The organism is Pseudomonas sp. TSO6 (assembly GCF_056098905.1).
This window is the reverse complement of sequence record NZ_JBLZWV010000021.1, coordinates 122,361-140,905: the sequence shown is the minus strand read 5'-3', so window position 1 is coordinate 140,905 and position 18,545 is coordinate 122,361. Positions and strand designations below refer to the sequence as shown.

3 protein-coding genes are annotated in these 18,545 nt (G+C 66.4%); all 3 read right to left on the bottom strand.

What is annotated here, in order from left to right; translation table 11 throughout:
• Positions 1 to 229: 229 nt before the first annotated feature.
• Positions 230 to 2,608: a TonB-dependent siderophore receptor gene (locus ACN6NG_RS07465; protein WP_063423112.1), complete on the bottom strand. Its 2,379-nt coding sequence runs from the start codon at positions 2,606 to 2,608 to the stop codon at positions 230 to 232.
• A gap of 159 nt (positions 2,609 to 2,767) precedes the next feature.
• Positions 2,768 to 3,721, bottom strand: coding sequence for an alpha/beta hydrolase (locus tag ACN6NG_RS07460; RefSeq protein WP_049275755.1), 954 nt, complete (start codon positions 3,719 to 3,721; stop codon positions 2,768 to 2,770).
• A gap of 52 nt (positions 3,722 to 3,773) precedes the next feature.
• Entirely contained in the window at positions 3,774 to 18,506 is a 14,733-nt protein-coding gene (locus ACN6NG_RS07455) for a non-ribosomal peptide synthase/polyketide synthase (protein ID WP_474313371.1), read from the bottom strand.
• Positions 18,507 to 18,545: the final 39 nt, after the last annotated feature.

Sequence of the window (18,545 nt, the reverse complement as noted above, 5' to 3'; positions counted from 1 at the left end):
CCCTTCCCTTCCCTTCCCTTCCCTTCCCTTCCCTTCCCTTCCCTTCCCTTCCCTTCCCCTTCACCTTCCTCTTCCTCTTCCTCTTCCTCTTCCTCTTCCTCTTCCTCTTCACCAACCTGACCTCTAGATGTTGTGGCAAGCCCTGCCAGCCCGATCCAGATTTCAAGACATACGCGCATAAAAAAACCCCACCCGACAACGCCGGGCAGGGCTGGTAAAGGCAGTTGACTCAGTACTGATAACGCAAGGTCACCGAGAAGTTGCGCGGGTCGCCGTAGTACAAGCCACCCCAGTTGTTGGAGGTCGGCAACGACTGGTAGTAGACCTTGTCCAGGGCATTGTTCAAGTTGTACTGAACGCTGAACTGGCGGTTGATCTGGTAGTTGGCGTGCAGATTCAGCAAGGCGTAGCCGCCCTGCTTGATATCGTAGCCGGTGGTGTCGGCGGAGGTACGGCTCTGGGCGTAGACATCGCCACCCACATTCCATTGGTCCAACACGCCAGGCAGACGGTAGTCAGTAGAGACTTTCAGCAAACGGCGGGGGATCTTGCTGTAATAGTCGCTACCCTTGCTGCTGCCAGCCACATACTCCGGGTCGCTGTAGGTGTAGCCGGCACTGACGTTCCAACCTTGTACGGGTTCACCCGAGACCTCCAGTTCGAAACCGCGGTTGCGAACCTTGGCGCCGGTCTTGTAGCACTTGCTGGTACCGGTCACGCCACAAGTCGGCGCAACCGACAGTGCCTCCGGCATGTTCTGCAAGTCGGTCTGGAAGATCGCGAAGGAGGTATTGAGGGCACCATCGAAATACTCGCTCTTGATACCGGTCTCGTAGTTCTCGCCTTCGATCGGATCCAGCAGCGTGTTCCCCGCACCATAGTAGCTCTGAGTCTTGTAGATCTCGGTGTAGCTGGCATACCAGGTGTGGTTCTTGTTGAGGTCATACACCAGGCCGGCATAGGGCACCATACGACCGTTTTCTTTGTATTGGTCGTTGGTATACGGGCTGCTGACCTTATAGTCGGACCAACTGAAACGGGTACCCAGAATCAGGCTCAAATCGTCCGTAACGCTGAAGCGCGAGGCTAGGTAGAGCCCGCGTTCTTTGCGAATGTAGTTGTAATCGCTCCCGGTGGCAGAAAGGATCGGGTGCGGCAGCGAGCTGTAGTCGAAATCGGTGATATCGACGACCGGGTTGTTGGTCGCAGTCTTGATGACCGCGTCGAAATCGTCCTTGCGGGTGTTGGCGCCGAACATCAGTTGGTGCTCGCGGCCAAACAGCTGGAACGGCCCGGTGGCGTACAAATCCACACCAAACTGGGTGTCTTTGTAGTCTGCTTGCGAAACAGTCAACCTGGTGTTGTCACCGGATACCCGGTTCGGGTAGGACGACAGAAAGTCCGCGTTCGACCAGATCGAGTTCATCGCCAGCGTCACCTTCCACTCGTTGTCGAAGTAGTGGGTGATGTCGCTGAACAGGTTGTAGTTGTTGCGGTCCAGATGCGCCCACTTGCCATTGAGGTTGGTGGAACGCGACAGCGGGTAGAACGAGCCGTCGGCGCGGGTATTCAAGCCGCCCCAGTCATAGCCATTCTGGTTGTCCTTCTGGATGGTGGCGCCCAGGGTGAGGACGGTGGAATCATTCAGGTCTGCTTCGCCGATCAGGTACAGCAGCTGGTTGTCGCGCTGGGCACCATCACGGTAACTGTCGGCAGTGTTGTAGTAGGCCACCGCTCGGCCACGGATGTTGCCCTCATCGGTCAGCGGGCCGGATACGTCCACCTGGCTGCGATAGTTGTCCCAGGAGCCAGCCCCCAGTTCCGCGCCCAGTCGAAAGTCGCGCGTCGGGCGCTTGCGAATCAGGTTGATGGCCGCCGAGGGGTTGCCGGTGCCCTGCATCAGGCCATTGGCACCGCGCACAACTTCAACCCGGTCGTAGATGGCCATGTTCGCCGTGGACATGACGTCCATGGAGTAGTTTTCCGAGATGTTGGTCGGAATGCCGTCGTACTGCAGGTCGTTGATCTCGAAGCCGCGCGCGTAGTAGGTGGAGCGATCGGTGCCGAGCTTGGTCAGGGTGATCCCGGTGACAGTGCGGGCAATGTCGTCGAGGTTCTGGACGTTCTGGTCGTCCATCTTCTTGCGGGTCACAACGGTCACCGACTGCGGCGTCTCGCGCAGGCTCATGGCCATTTTGGTGGCGGTGGTGCTGACACCGGTGGTGTAGGTGCCGGTGCCTTCGGTGGTGGCGCCGAGGGCTACGGCGCTGACGGCTGTGGGGTTCAGTTCCATCACTGAGGAGTCGACCGCGTGAATCATCAGCACCCCGTCCTGCAGGCTGTAGCGCACACCGGTGCCCGCCAGCATCTGGGCGATGGCGTCCCGCACTTCCAGGCTACCGCGCACGGCGGTGCTGCGCTTGCCGTCGACGTCGGTCGGGTTGAACAGCACCTGGATATTGGCTTGCTGGCCCAGGGCCTGGATCGCCGAGGAGAGTCTCTGCGACGGAATGTCGAACGCCAAAGCTTGCGCGTAGCTGACGCTGGAGGCCATCAGGCCGAGGGTCAGGGCGCTGAGGTGGAAAGGTGAACGCAGAGCCCGCCGCATGCAGAGCGCCTTGAGCAGGGACCGGTTCTGTTGTTGAGTCGGCATGATTTTATAAAGTCCTGAGAGCGAATAGCGGATAACAATGCTTCGTATTTCTAAATAAGACGGAACATCGTGGAAAACCGGATGAACTTTTTGAAAAAAAGTTATCCAGCCCCCTCAGTGGCTTCCCAGGGCCTGAGCTAGACGCTCGCCGAGATCGGTCTGGATGGCCACAACGTCTTCGACCACCGCGTCCATGCGCATGAAGTCGTGGGTCATGCCCTCGTGGACCTGAAGCTGCACCGGCGCGCCCGACTCACGCAGGTGCGCGGCATAGGCCACGCCCTCGTCCAGCAGCGGGTCGTGGCCGGCCAGCAGCAGCCAGGTGGGTGCCAGGCCCGCCGGCAGCGCCCCCAGCAGTGGCGACAAGCGCGGGTCGGCGCGGTCCTCGGGGCGACGCTGGTAGTGGCTGTAGAACCACTCGAGGCTCTGCCGCTCGAGCAGGTAGCCGCTGGCATAGCGCTGGTGGGATTCGCGCCAGCAACTGGCATCGGTCACCGGGTACAGCAGCACTTGCAGGCAAGGCCGCACCAGCGCCTGACCAAGGCTGTTGGCCAGGGCTGCGGCCAGGCTGCCCCCGACGCTGTCGCCGCCGACCGCCAGCCGGGCCCGGTCCAGGTTCAGCTCGCGCTGTTCCAGCAGCCAGGCCCAGGCGTCCTCGGCATCTTCGAAGGCGGTGGGGAAGCGCCATTGCGGCGCCAATCGGTACTCCACCGCGATCACCACCTGCCCGGACTGCTGAGCAAGCGTCCGGCACAGGTTGTCATGGGAATCGAGGCTGCCTACCACATAGCCGCCGCCATGGAAATACAGCAAGGCGCCCTGCTCCGTGCTGCCCGGCGCCTGCCGGGCGTACAGCCGGCCTTGCAGCCAGTGACCGTCACGCGTCTGAAAACGCAGGGGCTGGACGTGCTCGATCTCCACCGGGACCAGGTTCATCAGCAGCGATGATTCGTCAAACTGGGCGCGCGCCTGTTCCGGGCTCATCTGGTGCATGGCAATGCTTTTGCCAACATCGCGGCCAGCCTCCACCAGCTCCAGGTAAGCGGCGATATCCGGGTTCAAGGTCATGGGTACATCCTGAGAATCAGAGAAAGGCGCCCTTGCGGGCGCCGAAAGGGGTTCAAGACAGGCTGGTGACGGGCGCATCCAGCAGTTGCAGCAAGTCGTCCAGTACCTGGCGATGGTGCGGCACCTCATAGTGGCCGCAGTCGAGCCAGACACTCGCCGCCGGCCCCTGGCCCAGCTGCTGGTACAGCGCCTGGGCCTCGGCCTCTCGGCCATGGACCCACCAACAGTGAGCACGGGCCTGGACCGGTGCACAGGCCGTCAGGGCCGAGGACAATCCACGCAAGTGCCGGCCGGTGGCCAGGCCCAGGGCCAGGTCCTCGGTACTAAGGCCCGCCGGCAATAGCCGCGGCTGTTCCTGCGCCTCGGCTCGGGCAACTGGTTCGGCCCCCGGAACGAACCCGTCGAGCAGCCCCAGAAACGCCACCTGCTGGCCTTGGAGCTCCAGCTCCGCCGCCATCAGCGCCGCCAGGGTCGCACCCAGCGACCAACCGGCCAGCCAGTAAGGCCCCTGGGGCTGACGCTCGCGCACATAGCCGACGTAGTCCTGGGCCATGGCCAGCAACGACTCGTCGCTCCAGCCCGGGTCCAGCAGCATCCGCGACTGGATCGCCAGCACTTGGCGCTGTCCATCGAGGCTACGGGCCAATGGCTCGTAGTCGAACACCGTGCCGTAGCCGGCATGCACGCAGAACAGCGGCGGCTGCCCCGGCGCCGGGCCGTTGAGCGCCAGCACCGCGTTGGCACCGGCCGGGGCAGCCGATTCGCCGCTGAGCTCGGCGATGGTCGGCTTCTGAATCAGGTCTCGCAGCTTCAGGGTCAGGCCCAGGGCCTTCAGCGGTCGGCTGCGGGCCACCACTTGCAAGCTGAGGATCGAATCGCCACCCAGCTCGAAGAAGTTGTCGTGCAGGCCGACCCGCTCGACCTTGAGCACCTTGGCCCAGATTTCGGCCAGTGCGATCTGCAACTCGGTCCGGGGTGCCACGTAGCCACCCGTCGCCTGGGCCAATTGCGGGTCGGGCAAGGCCCGGCGATCAAGCTTGCCGTTGGGGTTCAGCGGCATCGCCGCCAGCACGCTGATCTGCCAAGGCACCATGAACTCCGGCAAAGCCTGCTTGAGGGCCTCGCGCAGGCCCGGGCCGATGGACGGGTCGGCCAGCCACTCGGGCGCACCCACCACATAAGCGAGCAGGCGCTTGCCGCCAGGCAGCTCCCGGGCGATCACCGCCGCCTCGCGGACCCCGGGCTGGGCCAGCAGGCGGGCTTCAATCTCGCCCAGCTCGATGCGCAGGCCCCGGATCTTGACCTGGTTATCGACCCGCCCCAAGTAATGGAAGGTGCCGTCGGCGTCCTCGCGCACCAGGTCGCCGGTGCGGTACAGCCGCTCGCCACGGCCGTACGGGTCGGCGACGAACCGTTCGGCGCTCAACCCCGGACGGTGCAGGTAGCCGCGAGCGAGGAACTCGCCGCCCAGGTACAGCTCGCCGGCCACGCCCGGCGGCAGCGGATTGAGGTCGCTGTCCAGCACCAGCGCCCGGCGCGGCCCCACAGGCTCGCCGATCGGTGCATACGCGCTGGTGCAGCGGCGTCGGGCGTCGGCGCGCCAGAGCAGTGGAGTGACCACGGTTTCGGTGGGGCCGTAGCCGTTGATCAGGTACTGGGCCCCCAGTACCTCCCGGGCTTGCTCATAAGTGGCCTGGGGCAAGGCGTCGCCACCAAAGCAGTAGACCCGCATGGACGCTGGCGCACCATCGAGGCGGGCCTGCTCGATCAGTTGCTGCAGGTAGGCCGGCGGGAAAGCCGCCACCGTCACTTGATGCTGATCCAGGGCGCGCAAGGTCTGTTCCGGGGTCCAGAGTTGCTCGTCACGCACCAGCAGGCGGGCCCCGTGAGTCAACGCAGTCAACCAGCGCTCATGGGCGCCGTCGAAGGCGAACGACATGAAATGCAGCTCGCAATCGACCGGGCTCATCTCGTAGCGCAGGCCGATGGCGTGGCAATGCCGGGCCAACGGGCCGTGGCTGACCGCCACGCCCTTGGGCAACCCGGTGGAGCCGGAGGTGTAGATCACATAGGCAAGGTTATCGGCCTGCAAGTTCACGCTCGGGGCTTGCTCCACCTCGGGCATGGATGCCAGCGCCCCCAGCTCCAGGCAGGCCAGCCCGGGCGGAACCGGCAGGCTGGCACGGGCCGCGCTATCGGTGATCAACAATTGCGCGGCGCAGTCCTCGAGCAGGTAGGCCAGGCGCGCGCGGGGGTAGTTCAGGTCCAGCGGCACATAGGCGCCGCCGGCCTTGAGCACCGCCAGCAGGCTGACCAGCAGACCGGCGCTGCGTGGCAACGCAACTGCCACCCGCACTTCCGGGCCGACGCCGGCGGCGATCAGTCGGTGGGCCAGGGCGTTGCTGCGCCGGTCCAGCTCGGCATAGCTCAGGGATTGCCCGGCGCAGCTCAGGGCCAAGGCCTGAGGCTGCTGGCGAGCCAAGCCTTCGATACGCTGGTGCACCCACTGCGCCGGGGCCGCTTCGACCGCCAGCGGTTGCGGCGCCGACACCGGCAGGCCAAGCTGGCCCAAGCGCTGGTCGGGGCTGTCGCACAGGCGTTGCAGCAGGCTTTCCATGGCGGCGCGGATGGCCAGCACGGTCTCGTCCTCGAAGCAGCGACGCAAGTACATGTACTCGATCGACAGGCACCCCTGTTCCACGGTGACCATCAAGTCCATGGGGAAGTCGGTCAGGCCGCTGCCCGTACTCGGGCCGAACTCCAGGGAGGCGTCGCTGAACTGGCGCAAAGCCTCATCCACCGGTTGGTTCTCGAACACGATGATGCTGTCGAACAGCGCCCGCCCGGCCTGCCCGGCCCAGCGCTGGATGTCGGCCAGGGCCACGTACTCGTGATCGCGCATGCCCAGGTTGCAGTCCTGCAGCTCGCGCAGCCAAGCACCGACATGGGCCTCGGGGTGTAGCTCGCGCACCACCGGCAGGGTATTGATGAACAGCCCCATGATCCGTTCGGCGCCGGGCAACGTCGGTGAACGCCCGGCCACAGTGGAGCCGAAGGCCACGCTGCGCTGGCCGCTGAAGCGGCTAAGCAGAATCAGCCAGGCGCCTTGCACCAGCGTGTTGAGGGTCACGTGCTGGGATCGCGCGAAGGCGCTCAGGGGCTCGGCGTCCAGGTGGCTATAAAGGGCTTCGTGGCCCTGGCGCCCGGCTTGCACCGGCACGGTGCTGGCCAGCAGGCAGGGCTCCTCCAGGCTCGCCAGCTGCTCACGCCAGAAGCGCTCGCCAGCGCCGGCATCCTGGCGTTGCAGCCAGGCGATATAGTCCCGGTACGGGGTGGCTGCGACCAGGTCGCGCCCGGCATACAGGCCCAGCACCTCGCCGATCAGCTGCGAGAGGCTCCAGCCGTCCACCAGGATATGGTGGTAGGTCCAGATCAACTGGTGCTGGTGCTCGCCCGTGCGCACCAGCAGCACCCGCTGCAGGGATGGCTGGTCCAGGGCAATGCCCTGTGCCCGCTCCTGGGCGGCAAGCTCGGCAACGCCCTGCTCCTGGTCTGTCCATTCGCGGCCATCGACTACCCGCAGCGGGGTGCACACGCTGTCGAGCACGAACTGCAGCGGTTCATTCAGCTCCTGCCAGATAAAGCCAGTGCGCAGAATGCTGTGGCGTCGGCACACCTCAGCCAGTGCGGCGCCGAAGCGCTCGCTGTCCAGGCCCTTGACCGAGATGCTGAGCTGGTTGACGTACACGCCGCCGGCCTGTTCGTTCAGGCACTGGAACAGCATGCCCTGCTGCATCGGCGACAGCGGATAAAGGTCAGCCAACTGTGCGTGGGACACCGGCAGCCGTGCCACCTGCTCATCGTTCAGGCGATGTAGCACAGCCGGGACCTCGATTACCGGTTGCTCCCGCGCCTCGCTGGCCTGGGCCGCCAGTTGACGCACGGTGGGGAACTGGAACACCAGCCGGGGGTTGATCTCCAGCCCCGCCTGACGGGCCCGGGCCACCACTTGGATCGACAAGATCGAGTCCCCGCCCAGTTCGAAGAAATTGTCCAGCGCGCCGACCTGAGGCACACGCAACACCTGCGCCCAGATCTCGCCCAACAGGGTTTCCACCGGGCCGCACAGGCCGACGTGCTCGGCGCTGGCCTGGCGCTCAGGGGCCGGCAGGGCCTTGCGGTCGAGCTTGCCATTGGGGCTCAGGGGCATGCGTTCGAGCGCCAGCCAGTACGCCGGCACCATGTACTCGGGCAGTTGCGCCGCCAGGTGCACCTGCAACAGCGCCTTCCAGTCATCCCGCTGTTCGGTCAGCACCAGCCAGGCCACCAGTTGGCTGGCATCAAGCACCTGCACGCAGACATCCTGGACCAACTCATGCTCCAACAGCCGCGCCTGGATTTCCCCCAGTTCGATGCGCAGGCCGCGCAGCTTGACCTGATGGTCGGTGCGCCCCAGGTACTCGATCACCCCATCGTCCCGGTAGCGTGCCAGATCGCCTGTGCGGTACATGCGTTGACCGGGGTTGAACGGGTCCGCCGGGAAACGCTCGGCGGTCAGGCCCGGGCGGCGGTGATAGCCGCGGGCCAGGCCGATGCCACTGAGGTACAGCTCGCCACGGGCGCCCACTGGTAACGGCTGCAGGCTGTCGTCCAGTATGTAGCAGGCCAGGTTGTCGATCGGCTGGCCGATCGGCACGCTGTCGCGGCCCTCTTCCCGGCAGGTCCAGTGGGTAACGTCGATGGCCGCCTCCGTGGGGCCATATAGGTTGTACAGCCCGGTGTCAGGCAGCTTGTCGAAGACCTGGGCCTGGGTGTCGGCCAGCAGCGCTTCGCCGCTGCAGAACAGCCGGCGGACCGAGGTGCAACGCTCAACCTGCGGCTCCTGCAGGAACACCTGCAACATCGACGGCACGAAATGCAGGGTGGTGACTTGCTCACGCTCGATCAACTCGATCAGCCGCGCCGGGTCGCGGTGGTCGCCGGGGGCGGCGAGCACCAGGCGGGCGCCGACCATCAGCGGCCAGAAGAACTCCCAGACCGAAACGTCGAAGCTGAACGGCGTTTTCTGCAGTACCACATCACCGCTGTGCAAGGCATACGCCCTCTGCATCCAGCCAATACGGTTGATCAGCGCCCCGTGCCAGTTGCCGGCGCCCTTGGGCCGGCCGGTGGAACCAGAGGTGTAGAGCAGGTACATCAGCCCCTCGCCGTCCAGGCCGGCGATGGCCGGGCGCTGTGGGGTCCGCCCCTGCAGGGCCTCCAGTTGCAAGCACTTGACCCCATCGAAGGCGCCGAGTCGCTGCAGCACCGACGCCTGCCCCAGCAGCACGCGAATGCCGCTGTCCTCGGCCATGTAGGCCAGGCGCTCGGCCGGGTAGTCCGGGTCCAGCGGCACATACGCGGCGCCGGCCTTGAGCACCGCCAGCAGGCTGACCACCAGTTCCAGGCTGCGCTCGGCGCAAACCCCGACCAAGGTCTGTGTCCCGACGCCGGCATCGATCAATTGCCAGGCCAGGTGGTTGGCGCGTTCGTCGAGCTGGCGGTAACTCAGGCGCTGGCCCTCGAAGACAACAGCGATGGCATCCGGCGTGCGCTCGACCTGGGCCTCGATGATGGCGTGCAGCGGTTGTTGCACGGGGTAGTCATGGCCGGTGCGGTTGAAGTCCGCCAGCACGTGCTGGTGCTGGACCGCTGGCAAGACCCCGAGCTGGCCCAATGGCCGCTGCGGCAGCAAGGCGAGGGACTCGGCCAGGTGCACCCACTGCTGCAGCAACCCGGCGATGCTGGCCGGCGTGAAGCGCGCGCGCTCGTAGCTGGCGTGAATCTTCAAAGTCTGGCCCTGATGGACCAGCAGGGTCAGCGGATAGCTGGTGCGCTCCTCGTTGATCAGCCCGTCGAAGGCCAGGCCGTGCGGGGCCTTCTCCTGCAGAGCCTGGGATACCGGGTAGTTCTCGAACACCAGCAAGGTATCGAACAGGGCCATGCCATTGCTGCCGGCCCAGCGCTGTATATCCGCCAGGCGCGTGTGCTCCTGCTCGCGCAGGGCCAGGTTCAGGGCCTGGACCTGGCGCAACCAGTCGCTGCCAGTCTGCCTCGGGTCCGGGCTGCTGATCACCGGCAGGGTGTTGATGAACAGGCCGATCTGCTGTTCGATGCCGTCCAGCTCCGCCGGGCGGCCGGACACGGTGGCGCCGAAGGCCACGCAATCCTGGCCGCTCAAGCGCTGCAACAGCACGGCCCAGGCGCCCTGGAGCAGGCTGTTGAAGGTCACTTTCATGTCCCGGGCAGCCTGGGCCAGTCGGGTACAACGGGCCTCGTCGAGCAGTTCGAAGGCATCGCCATAACCCTCCGCGGCTTCGAGCAGCGGCGGTTGCAACTGGGCCAGCAGGGTCGGTTCGACCAGTGGTGCCAGCTGGGCTTTCCAGAAGCCCTCGCTGGCCTGCGGATCCTGACGCTTCAGCCAGTCGATGTAGTCGCGGTAGCGCCCGGCACCGGCCGTAAGGGCCTTGCCGCTGTAGCGCTGCAGCACTTCGCCGAGCAGTTGGGAGTTGCTCCAGCCATCCATCAGGATGTGGTGGACGGTGTAGATCAGGTGGTGCCGGCCCGGGGCCGTGGCGACCAGGGTCAGGCGCAGCAGCGGCGGCCGCTGCAGGTCGAAACCTTGAGCTCGTTGGTCCAGGGCCAGCGCCTCCAGGGCGCCTGGCAGGTCCTCGCGACCCTGCCAGTCAAGCACCTGCAACGGCAGCGGCAGCGGCTTGCAGACCACCTGCAGCGGCTCGGCCAGGTCGTTCTGCCAGATGAACCCGGTACGCAGAATGGCATGGCCGTCCAGGGCCGCCTGCCAACTGTCGACGAAACGCTGCAGATCCAGGCCGCTGACATCCATGCGCAGCTGGTTGACGTACTGGGCGCGCTGCTGCTCGTACAGCGAGTGGAACAGCATGCCATGCTGCATCGGCGCCAGCTCGTAGATATCTTCGATGTCCCGGGCCGCGACCGGGAGTTGATCCAGTTGTGCCTGTGTCAGTTGCAGAGCGGGGAAGTCGGAGGGCGTCAACCCTTGGTGTTCGACCTGGCAGCAATGCTGGACGATCTGTTGCAACTGGTCGATGAAGGCGTCGGCCAGGCGGCCGATGGCCTCGGGCTCGAACTGATGCCGGCTGAAGCTCCAGCCGAAGCTGAGCACGCCCTTGAACACCTGGCCGTTGAGGGTCAGCCAGTTGCTCAGGCCGGCTTGCTGGCTCTGATCGGCGCCACGGGCATGGGCACTGGCGCTGAACAGGTTGTCGCTGGCGTCCAGGCTGCTGTCGAACTGGCCCAGGTAGTTGAAGGTGACGCGCGGCAGTGGCCCGGCCAGGCGCTCGCGGGCCTCGTCGCTGCCCAGGTAGCGCAGGGCACCGAAGCCCAGGCCATTGTCCGGCAGACTGCGCAGTTGTTCCTTGACTTGCTTGATCGACTCGGCCAGGTCTGGGCCGGCGCTCAGGCGCAGCGGATAGACGCTGGTGAACCAGCCGACCGTGCGGGTCAGGTCGAGGTTGCCACCAAGGTCTTCGCGGCCATGGCCTTCAAGCAGCACCGGCAACGCCGGCAACCCAAGTTCCTGAGCGAACGCCCGGACAAGGGCGGTCAGCAGCAAGTCATTGATGCGCGTGCGATAGGCCGCAGGCGCCTGTTGCAGCAGGCGCCGGGTGGTCTCGGCGTCCAGGGCAACCCCGAGCTTGCAGGCGTCCTGGTTAAGCCCGCTGGCGCCAGTGCGGGCCATCGGCAAGGCCGCGTCGACGTCCTGCAGTTGCGCGTGCCAGAACTCCAGCTGGCTGCTTGCGCGGCCACGGGCATAGTCCTGCAGATGCAGGGCCCAGGCCTGCAGCGAGCTGGTTCGCGCCGGCAACGCCGGGGCCTGGCCCTGGCACAGGCGGGTGTAGGTGTTCTGCAGGTCTTCGAGCAGGATACGCCAGGAGACCCCGTCCACCACCAGATGATGGATAACCAGCAACAGGCGCTGGCCGCCATCGGCGCCCTGCCCCAGCAAGGCCCGCAGCAATGGGCCCTGTTCGATGTCGAGGCTGCGCTGGGCCTGCTCGCACAGTTCGAGCCACTGGGCCTCGTCGGCGAAGTCCCGGCACCAGAGCAATGGATTGTCCTCGGCAGTGGCACCCAGGCAGGCGTGCCAGCCGTCAACACCCTCGAGGAAGCGGCAGCGCAGGGCATCGTGATGAGCCAGCAGGGCTGCCAGGGCCTGGCGCAAGGGTTCGGACTCGACCCGCTGGGCCGGCTCCAGGACGATGGACTGGTTCCAGTGCTGGCGCTGGCTCATCGGCCGGGCGAAGAACAGTTGCTGGATCGGCAGCAGTTCCACGGCCCCCTCGGGTACTTCGGTGCCGACAGCAAGGTTCTGCTCGCTGAGCTGCGCAACCCCTGCCAGGGCTCGCACCGTCTGGTGCTGGAACAGGTCACGGGCACTGAAGTGCAGGCCGGCCTGACGGGCGCGGCTGACTACCTGGATGGTAACGATCGAGTCGCCGCCGAGTTCGAAGAAGTTGTCCTGCACGCCGACCCGGGGCAACCCCAGCACCGCCGCCCAAATCTGCGCCAACATTTGTTCGTGGGCGTTGGCCGGGGCTTCGTGGGCCTGCTGGCCAACGCTGGCATCGGCCTTGGGCAACGCTTTGCGGTCGAGCTTGCCGTTGGCGGTCAGGGGCCAGGAACCCAGGAATACGACGAAGGCCGGGACCATGTAGTCCGGCAGCTCGGCGCCCAGGGCGGCGCGCAGGGCCTCGCGCAACTCGCTCTGGCGCGCCTCGCTGTCGAGCACCCCTGCATCGGCGGCGATCACGTGGGCCACCAGTTGCTTGCCGCTGGCGCCCTCCTGAACAGAAGCTACCGCGTCGGCTACCCCTTCCAAGCGGTTCAACCGGGCTTCCACTTCGCCCAGCTCGATGCGGAAACCACGGACCTTGACCTGATTGTCGGCACGCCCCAGGTACTCAAGGTTGCCATCATGCTCGCGCACCAGGTCGCCACTGCGGTACATCCGCGCCCCCGGCTCGCCGTAAGGGTCCGGCACAAAGCGCTCCGCAGTCAGGCCCGGGCGGTCGAGATAGCCACGGGCCAGGCCATGGCCGCCCAGATACAGCTCGCCGGCACAGTTGAGCGGCTTGGGCGCCAGGTAGTCGTCCAGCAGCATGGCGCTGCGCTCGCCGACACACTCACCAATCGGCGCGTAGGTCGCATCGCAGCGGTCATCGGCACCGGTCTTCCAGATCAACGGGGTGACCACTGCCTCGGTGGGACCATAGCCGTTGATCATGATCTGCGGCGCCAGCACCCGCTGGACCTTGTCGAAACCCGCCTTGGGCATCGCGTCGCCACCGTAGCAGCAGACCCGCAGGGCCGGCCTGTTGCCGGCGCGCTCGACCTGCTCGGCCAGCGCCATCAGGTACACCGGCGGCAGTGCGACAACGCTGACGGCGTGGCGCTGCATCTCTTCGCAAAGCCGCTCCGGGCTCCACACCTCGTCGTCGCGCAGCAGCAGGCTGGCGCCGTGGATCAGCGCGGTGAGCCAGCGCTCGTGGGCGCCATCGAAGGCAAACGAGAGGAAATGCAGCTCGCAGTCGGTCGCGCGCATCTCGTAGACCTGACCGGTGGCCAGGCAGTGCATGGCCGCCGGCCCATGGTTGACTGCCACGCCCTTGGGCTGGCCGGTGGAACCGGAGGTGTAGATCACATAGGCGAGGTTGTGCACCGACAGCTCCACCACCGGCGCATCGCTGCGCAGAGCCCCCCCATGAGGCTGGTCCAGGCACAGGACCGGCAGCGCGCCGCTGTCCAGCAGCCCGGTCTCGCTCAACACCAGGCTGGCGCGGCTGTCTGCAAGCATGTAGGCCAGGCGCTGGGGCGGGTAGTTCAGGTCCAGCGGCACATAGGCGCCACCGGCCTTGAGCACTGCCAGGTAGGCAACCAGGCTCAGCGAATGACGCGGCAAGGCCACCGCCACTCGAGTCTCTGGGCCAACACCGGCCTCGATCAGGCGCCAGGCCAGCTGGTTGGCCTCTACCTCCAGTTCGGCGAACGTCAGCCGCCGGTCACACGCGATCAGCGCGGTGGCATCGGGTTGCAGCTCGGCCTGACGGGCAATCAGTTCATGCACCAGGGCCGGCACCGTCAAGCGACTGGCCAGCGCCCCGGCGGCGCGGGTCGGCTCCAGTTCCAGGGTGCAGAGCCGGGCATCCGGTTGCGCCAGCAGCGCGTCGAGCAGTGCCAGCCAATGCCCGGCCAGGCGCTCTATGGTGGCCGCCTCGAACAGGCTGGTCGCATAGGTGAAGGACGCACGCAGGCCAGCGGCATCCTCGACGGTGTTCAGGGTCAGGTCGAAGTGGGTATTGCCGTTGTCCCAGTCCAGGCTGCGCAATTGCAGGCCGGCCGCGCGCAGGTGCTCGGAGGCCTGTTCGGCAACGCCGGACTGGTGATTGAACATCACCTGGAACAGCGGGTTCAGGCTCAGGCTGCGTTCCGGGCGCACAGCATCGACCAGCTGTTCGAACGGCAGGTCCTGACAGCTCTGGGCCTGCACCACCGAATCGCGGACCTGGGCCAGCAGCCCCTGGACGCTGTCGAGGCCATCGAGGTCGGTGCGGATCACCTGGGTGTTGACGAAAAAACCCACCAGGTTTTCGGTTTCCAGGCGGTTGCGGTTGGCGGTGGGAATCCCGACGCGAATGTCCCCTGCCCCGCTGTAGCGGTGCAGCAGCAGGTTGAACGAGGCCAGCAGCAGCATGAACATCGTCACCTTTTCCTGGCGGGCCAAGGCCTGCAGGGCCGCCAGGCGCTCCGGGCCGAGCGCCAGCTTGAAGGTGGCCCCCGCCGCATCGCGCACGGCTGGGCGCGGGTGATCCAGGGGCAGCTCCAGGGCGGGCTGTTCACCGCCCAGGCGCTCGCGCCAGTAGACCAGCTGCCGGCGGTATTCCTCGGTCTGCTCCGGTTCGCGCTGCCACAGTGCGTAGTCGGCGTACTGGATCGGCATGGCCGGCAGCGCCAGTGGCTGGCCGTTGCGCTGGGCGCTGTAGGCCTGCAACAGCTCACCGACCAGCAGCGGAATCGACCAGCCATCGGCGACGATGTGGTGCAGGGTCAGGGTCAGCACATGCCGCTCGGCGCCACAGTGCAACACCCGTACCCGCAGTAGCGGGCCGCGTTCCAGGTCGAAGGGCCGGTGCAGTTCATGCTCCACACGCTGACGGATCCGCGCCTCGCTGGCGCCCGTGCAATCCTCGACCTCCAGGGCCACTGGCGCGGGCTCCTCGATCACCTGCAGCAACGCCTCGTCAGCCTGCTCGAAGCGGGTGCGCAGCACCTCATGGCGCTCGGCCAGGCTGTCGAAGGCCCGCTGCAGGGCCATCAGGTCCAGTTCGCCTGACACCTGGAACGCCATCGGCAGGTTATACGCCGAACTGTCGCGGTCCATCTGCCAGATGAACCACTGGCGCTGCTGCGCATAGGACAACGGCACCCGCCGCTGCCCGGCAGGGCGCGGCGCGATGCGCCCGGCGGTGACCACCTGTTGGCCAGCGGCGGCCACGAAGGCGGCCAGGTCCGGCGTGTCGAACAGGCTGTGTAACCCCAGGTCCAGGCCTAGTTGCTGGCGCAGCCGAGCGATCACCGAGATCGCCAGCAGCGAATGCCCGCCCAGTTCGAAGAAGTTGTCGTCGAGCCCGACCCGCTCGACCTTGAGCACCTCGGCCCAGACCTGCGCCACTTGCTGCTCAAGCGGGCCCTGGGGTGCCCGGTAGGCCTTGTGGGTGCCTTGCAGGTCAGGCGCCGGCAGGGCCTGGCGGTCGAGCTTGCCGTTGCTGGTCAGCGGCAGTTGTGCCAGCCACACTAGCGCCGCCGGCTGCATGTAGTCCGGCAGTTGCCCCGCCAGGCCTTGGCGCAACTGCTCACTCAGGGCCTGAGCACGGAAAGGATCATCGAGCAGGCCGTTGTCCACCGGCACGCCATAGGCCACCAGTCGCGGCCCCGACGGGCTCGGCCAGGCCACGACACAGAGGTCACGAACCTGACCGCTCTGGTGCAGACGCGCCGCCACTTCTTCTGGTTCCACCCGGAAGCCGCGGATCTTGATCTGCTGGTCGGCGCGGCCAAGGTAGCGCAAGCTGCCATCGGCCTGGCACAGCGCCAGGTCACCGCTGCGGTACATGCGTGCACCCGCCTCGGTGGCGAACGGGTCGGGCACGAAGCGCTCGGCCGTCAGCCCCGGTTGGTTCAGGTAACCCCTTGCCAGGCCGCTCCCCCCGATATACAGCTCGCCCTGGGCGCCGGCGGGCATCGCCAGCAGCCAGGGCGAAGCCACCTGCACGTGGCTGCCGGCCAAGGCACGGCCCAGCAGCACCGGCTGGCCTGCCGCCAGTTCGGCGGTGAGCACCCCCACCGTTGTTTCGGTGGGGCCGTAGTGGTTGATCACCGTCAACCGTGGCGCAACCCTGGCCAGCGTGCCTAGCAAGGCCTCAGAGGCGCTCTCGCCACCCAGTATCACGCAACGCCGTGGCAGCACCGGCTGCTGGCCCTGGGCATTGACCAGGCTTTCCAGGTGCGACGGGACGATCTTCAGTCCGTCGATTTGCTCGCGGTCCAGATACTCGGCGAAACGCAGGGCGTCCACCGCCGTTTCGGCGGCCACCAGGTGCAGGGCCTTGCCTGCGCACAGGGCACCGAAGAACACGGTATGGCCAAGGTCCGCCGCCGGGGTCGAGACCATGGCCAGGCTGGCCATGCCGGCCAGCGGCAAGCGCGCCGAAACACCCTGGACATAGTTGCCCAGCGCGCCATGGGACACCCCCACGCCCTTTGGCAGGCCAGTGGTCCCGGAGGTGTAGATCACATAGGCCAGTTGCTCGGCCGCTACCACCACGTGGGGGCGTTTTGCGCTCGGCCGCTCGACCTCGCGCAACTCCAGCCGCCCTACCCCGTCAGGCAACGGGCCGTCGAAACCGGGCTCGACCAGGGCCCGGCGCACGCCCGCATCGTTCAAGCGAAACGCCAGGCGCTCGGGGTTTTCCTGCGGGTCCAGCGGCACATAGGCACCCCCGGCCTTGAGCACTGCCAACACCCCCACCGCCAAGGCTACCGAACGGCTCGCGATTACCGCTACCCGCTCCTCGGCCTGCAGCCCCTCGACCAGCAGGCGTTGAGCCCAGTGGTTCGCCTGTTGCTCCAGCTGGCCGTAGCTCAGCCGCCGGCCCTGGGCCACCAGTGCCAAGGCCTCGGGGTCACGGTCGACCTGCGCTTCGATCAGTCGATGCACCTGCGGCGCGGCCTGCCGGGCTTCCAGCCGTTGTGGCGGCTGCGCAGGCTGCAGTGGCAGCTCGCAGAGGGCGGCCTTAGGGTTGGCCCAAAGCCCATGCAGCAGGCCCGCCCAATCGCTGGCCAGGCGCTCGATGGTGGCTCGCTGGAACAGGTCGGTGGCGTAGAGCAAGGAGGCGCTCAGGCCCTGGGCCTGCTCCTGGGTTTCCAGGGTCAGGTCGAACTTGACCGTTTCGCTGGTGAGTTCCAGGGGCGTCAGGCTCAAGCCGGGCAGCGCCAGCGACGGGCCTTGGCGGCCCTGATGGTTGTAGCTGACCTGGAACAGCGGGCTGTGGCCGGCGCTGCGCTGGGGTTGCAGGGCTTCGACCAGCTGCTCGAACGGCAGGTCTTGATGGCTCTGGGCCTCGGCCACGCTGGCACGCACCTGCTCGAGCAGGTCCAGGAAACTCATCTGTGGTGTGAGTTGCGCCTGCAGCACCTGAGTGTTGACGAAGAAGCCGATCAGGCCTTGGGTTTCCTGGCGGTGACGGTTGGCGATCGGTACACCGACCCGTACCTGGTCCTGGCCGCTGTAGCGCTGCAACAGAGCCTGGAACGACGCCAGCAGGACCATGAACACGCTCGCCCCTTGCTCACGGGCGAGCTGCTGCAAGCCCTGGCCCAACGCTGCCGGCAACCGCACCTTGACCCGTTCGCCGCGGTGACTGGCGCGCAGTGGGCGCGGGTGGTCCAGGGGCAGTTGCAGCGGGCCTGGGTCCATACCCAACCGCTCGCGCCAATACTTCAACTGGCGCTCACGCTCGCCGGCCTCCATCCAGCAGCGCTGCCAGATCGCGTAGTCGCCGTACTGGATCGGCAGGGCCGCCAGCGCCGGAACCTGGCCTGCAAGGTGAGCAGCGTAGAGGCTCAGCCACTCCTGGACCATCACCTGCATGGAAGCGGCATCGGAAATGATATGGTGCTGTACCAGCACCAGCACATGCTCACGGGCACTGCGGCGCAGCAGCAGGCCGCGCAACAGCTGGCCCTGGTCCAGCTCGAAGGGCTGGCGTGCCCACTGGCCGACAAAGGCATCCAGCTCGGTATCCGAACCGTTCCAAGGCTGCTGTTCGATGCTGATCTTCGCCTTTGCGTCGACCTGCGCGAACACCTGGCCGTTGTCCTCGACGAAGCGGGTACGCAGGCCCTCGTGGCGCGCCACCAAGGCATCCAGGCTGGCCTGCAGCGCTGCGCCGTCCAGCTCGCCATCGAGGCTCAGGGCAGTACGGATGTGATAGGCAGGGCTAAGCGGGTCCAGGCGCCAGAGGAACCACAGGCGTTCCTGGGCATAGGACAGGGGCACGGCCTCGAACGCGTGGCGCACCACGGGAATGGGGAACTGCGACAGGTTCATGCCCTTGGCCTGGAGCCTTTCGAAGAACACTCGGCGCTGCTGCATGGGCAGCCGAATGAACCGCTGTACTAGTTCCACATTCTGGTCAGAAAGCATGGAAAAACGCCCCTCCTCAAATCCGTATTGGCGCCGACG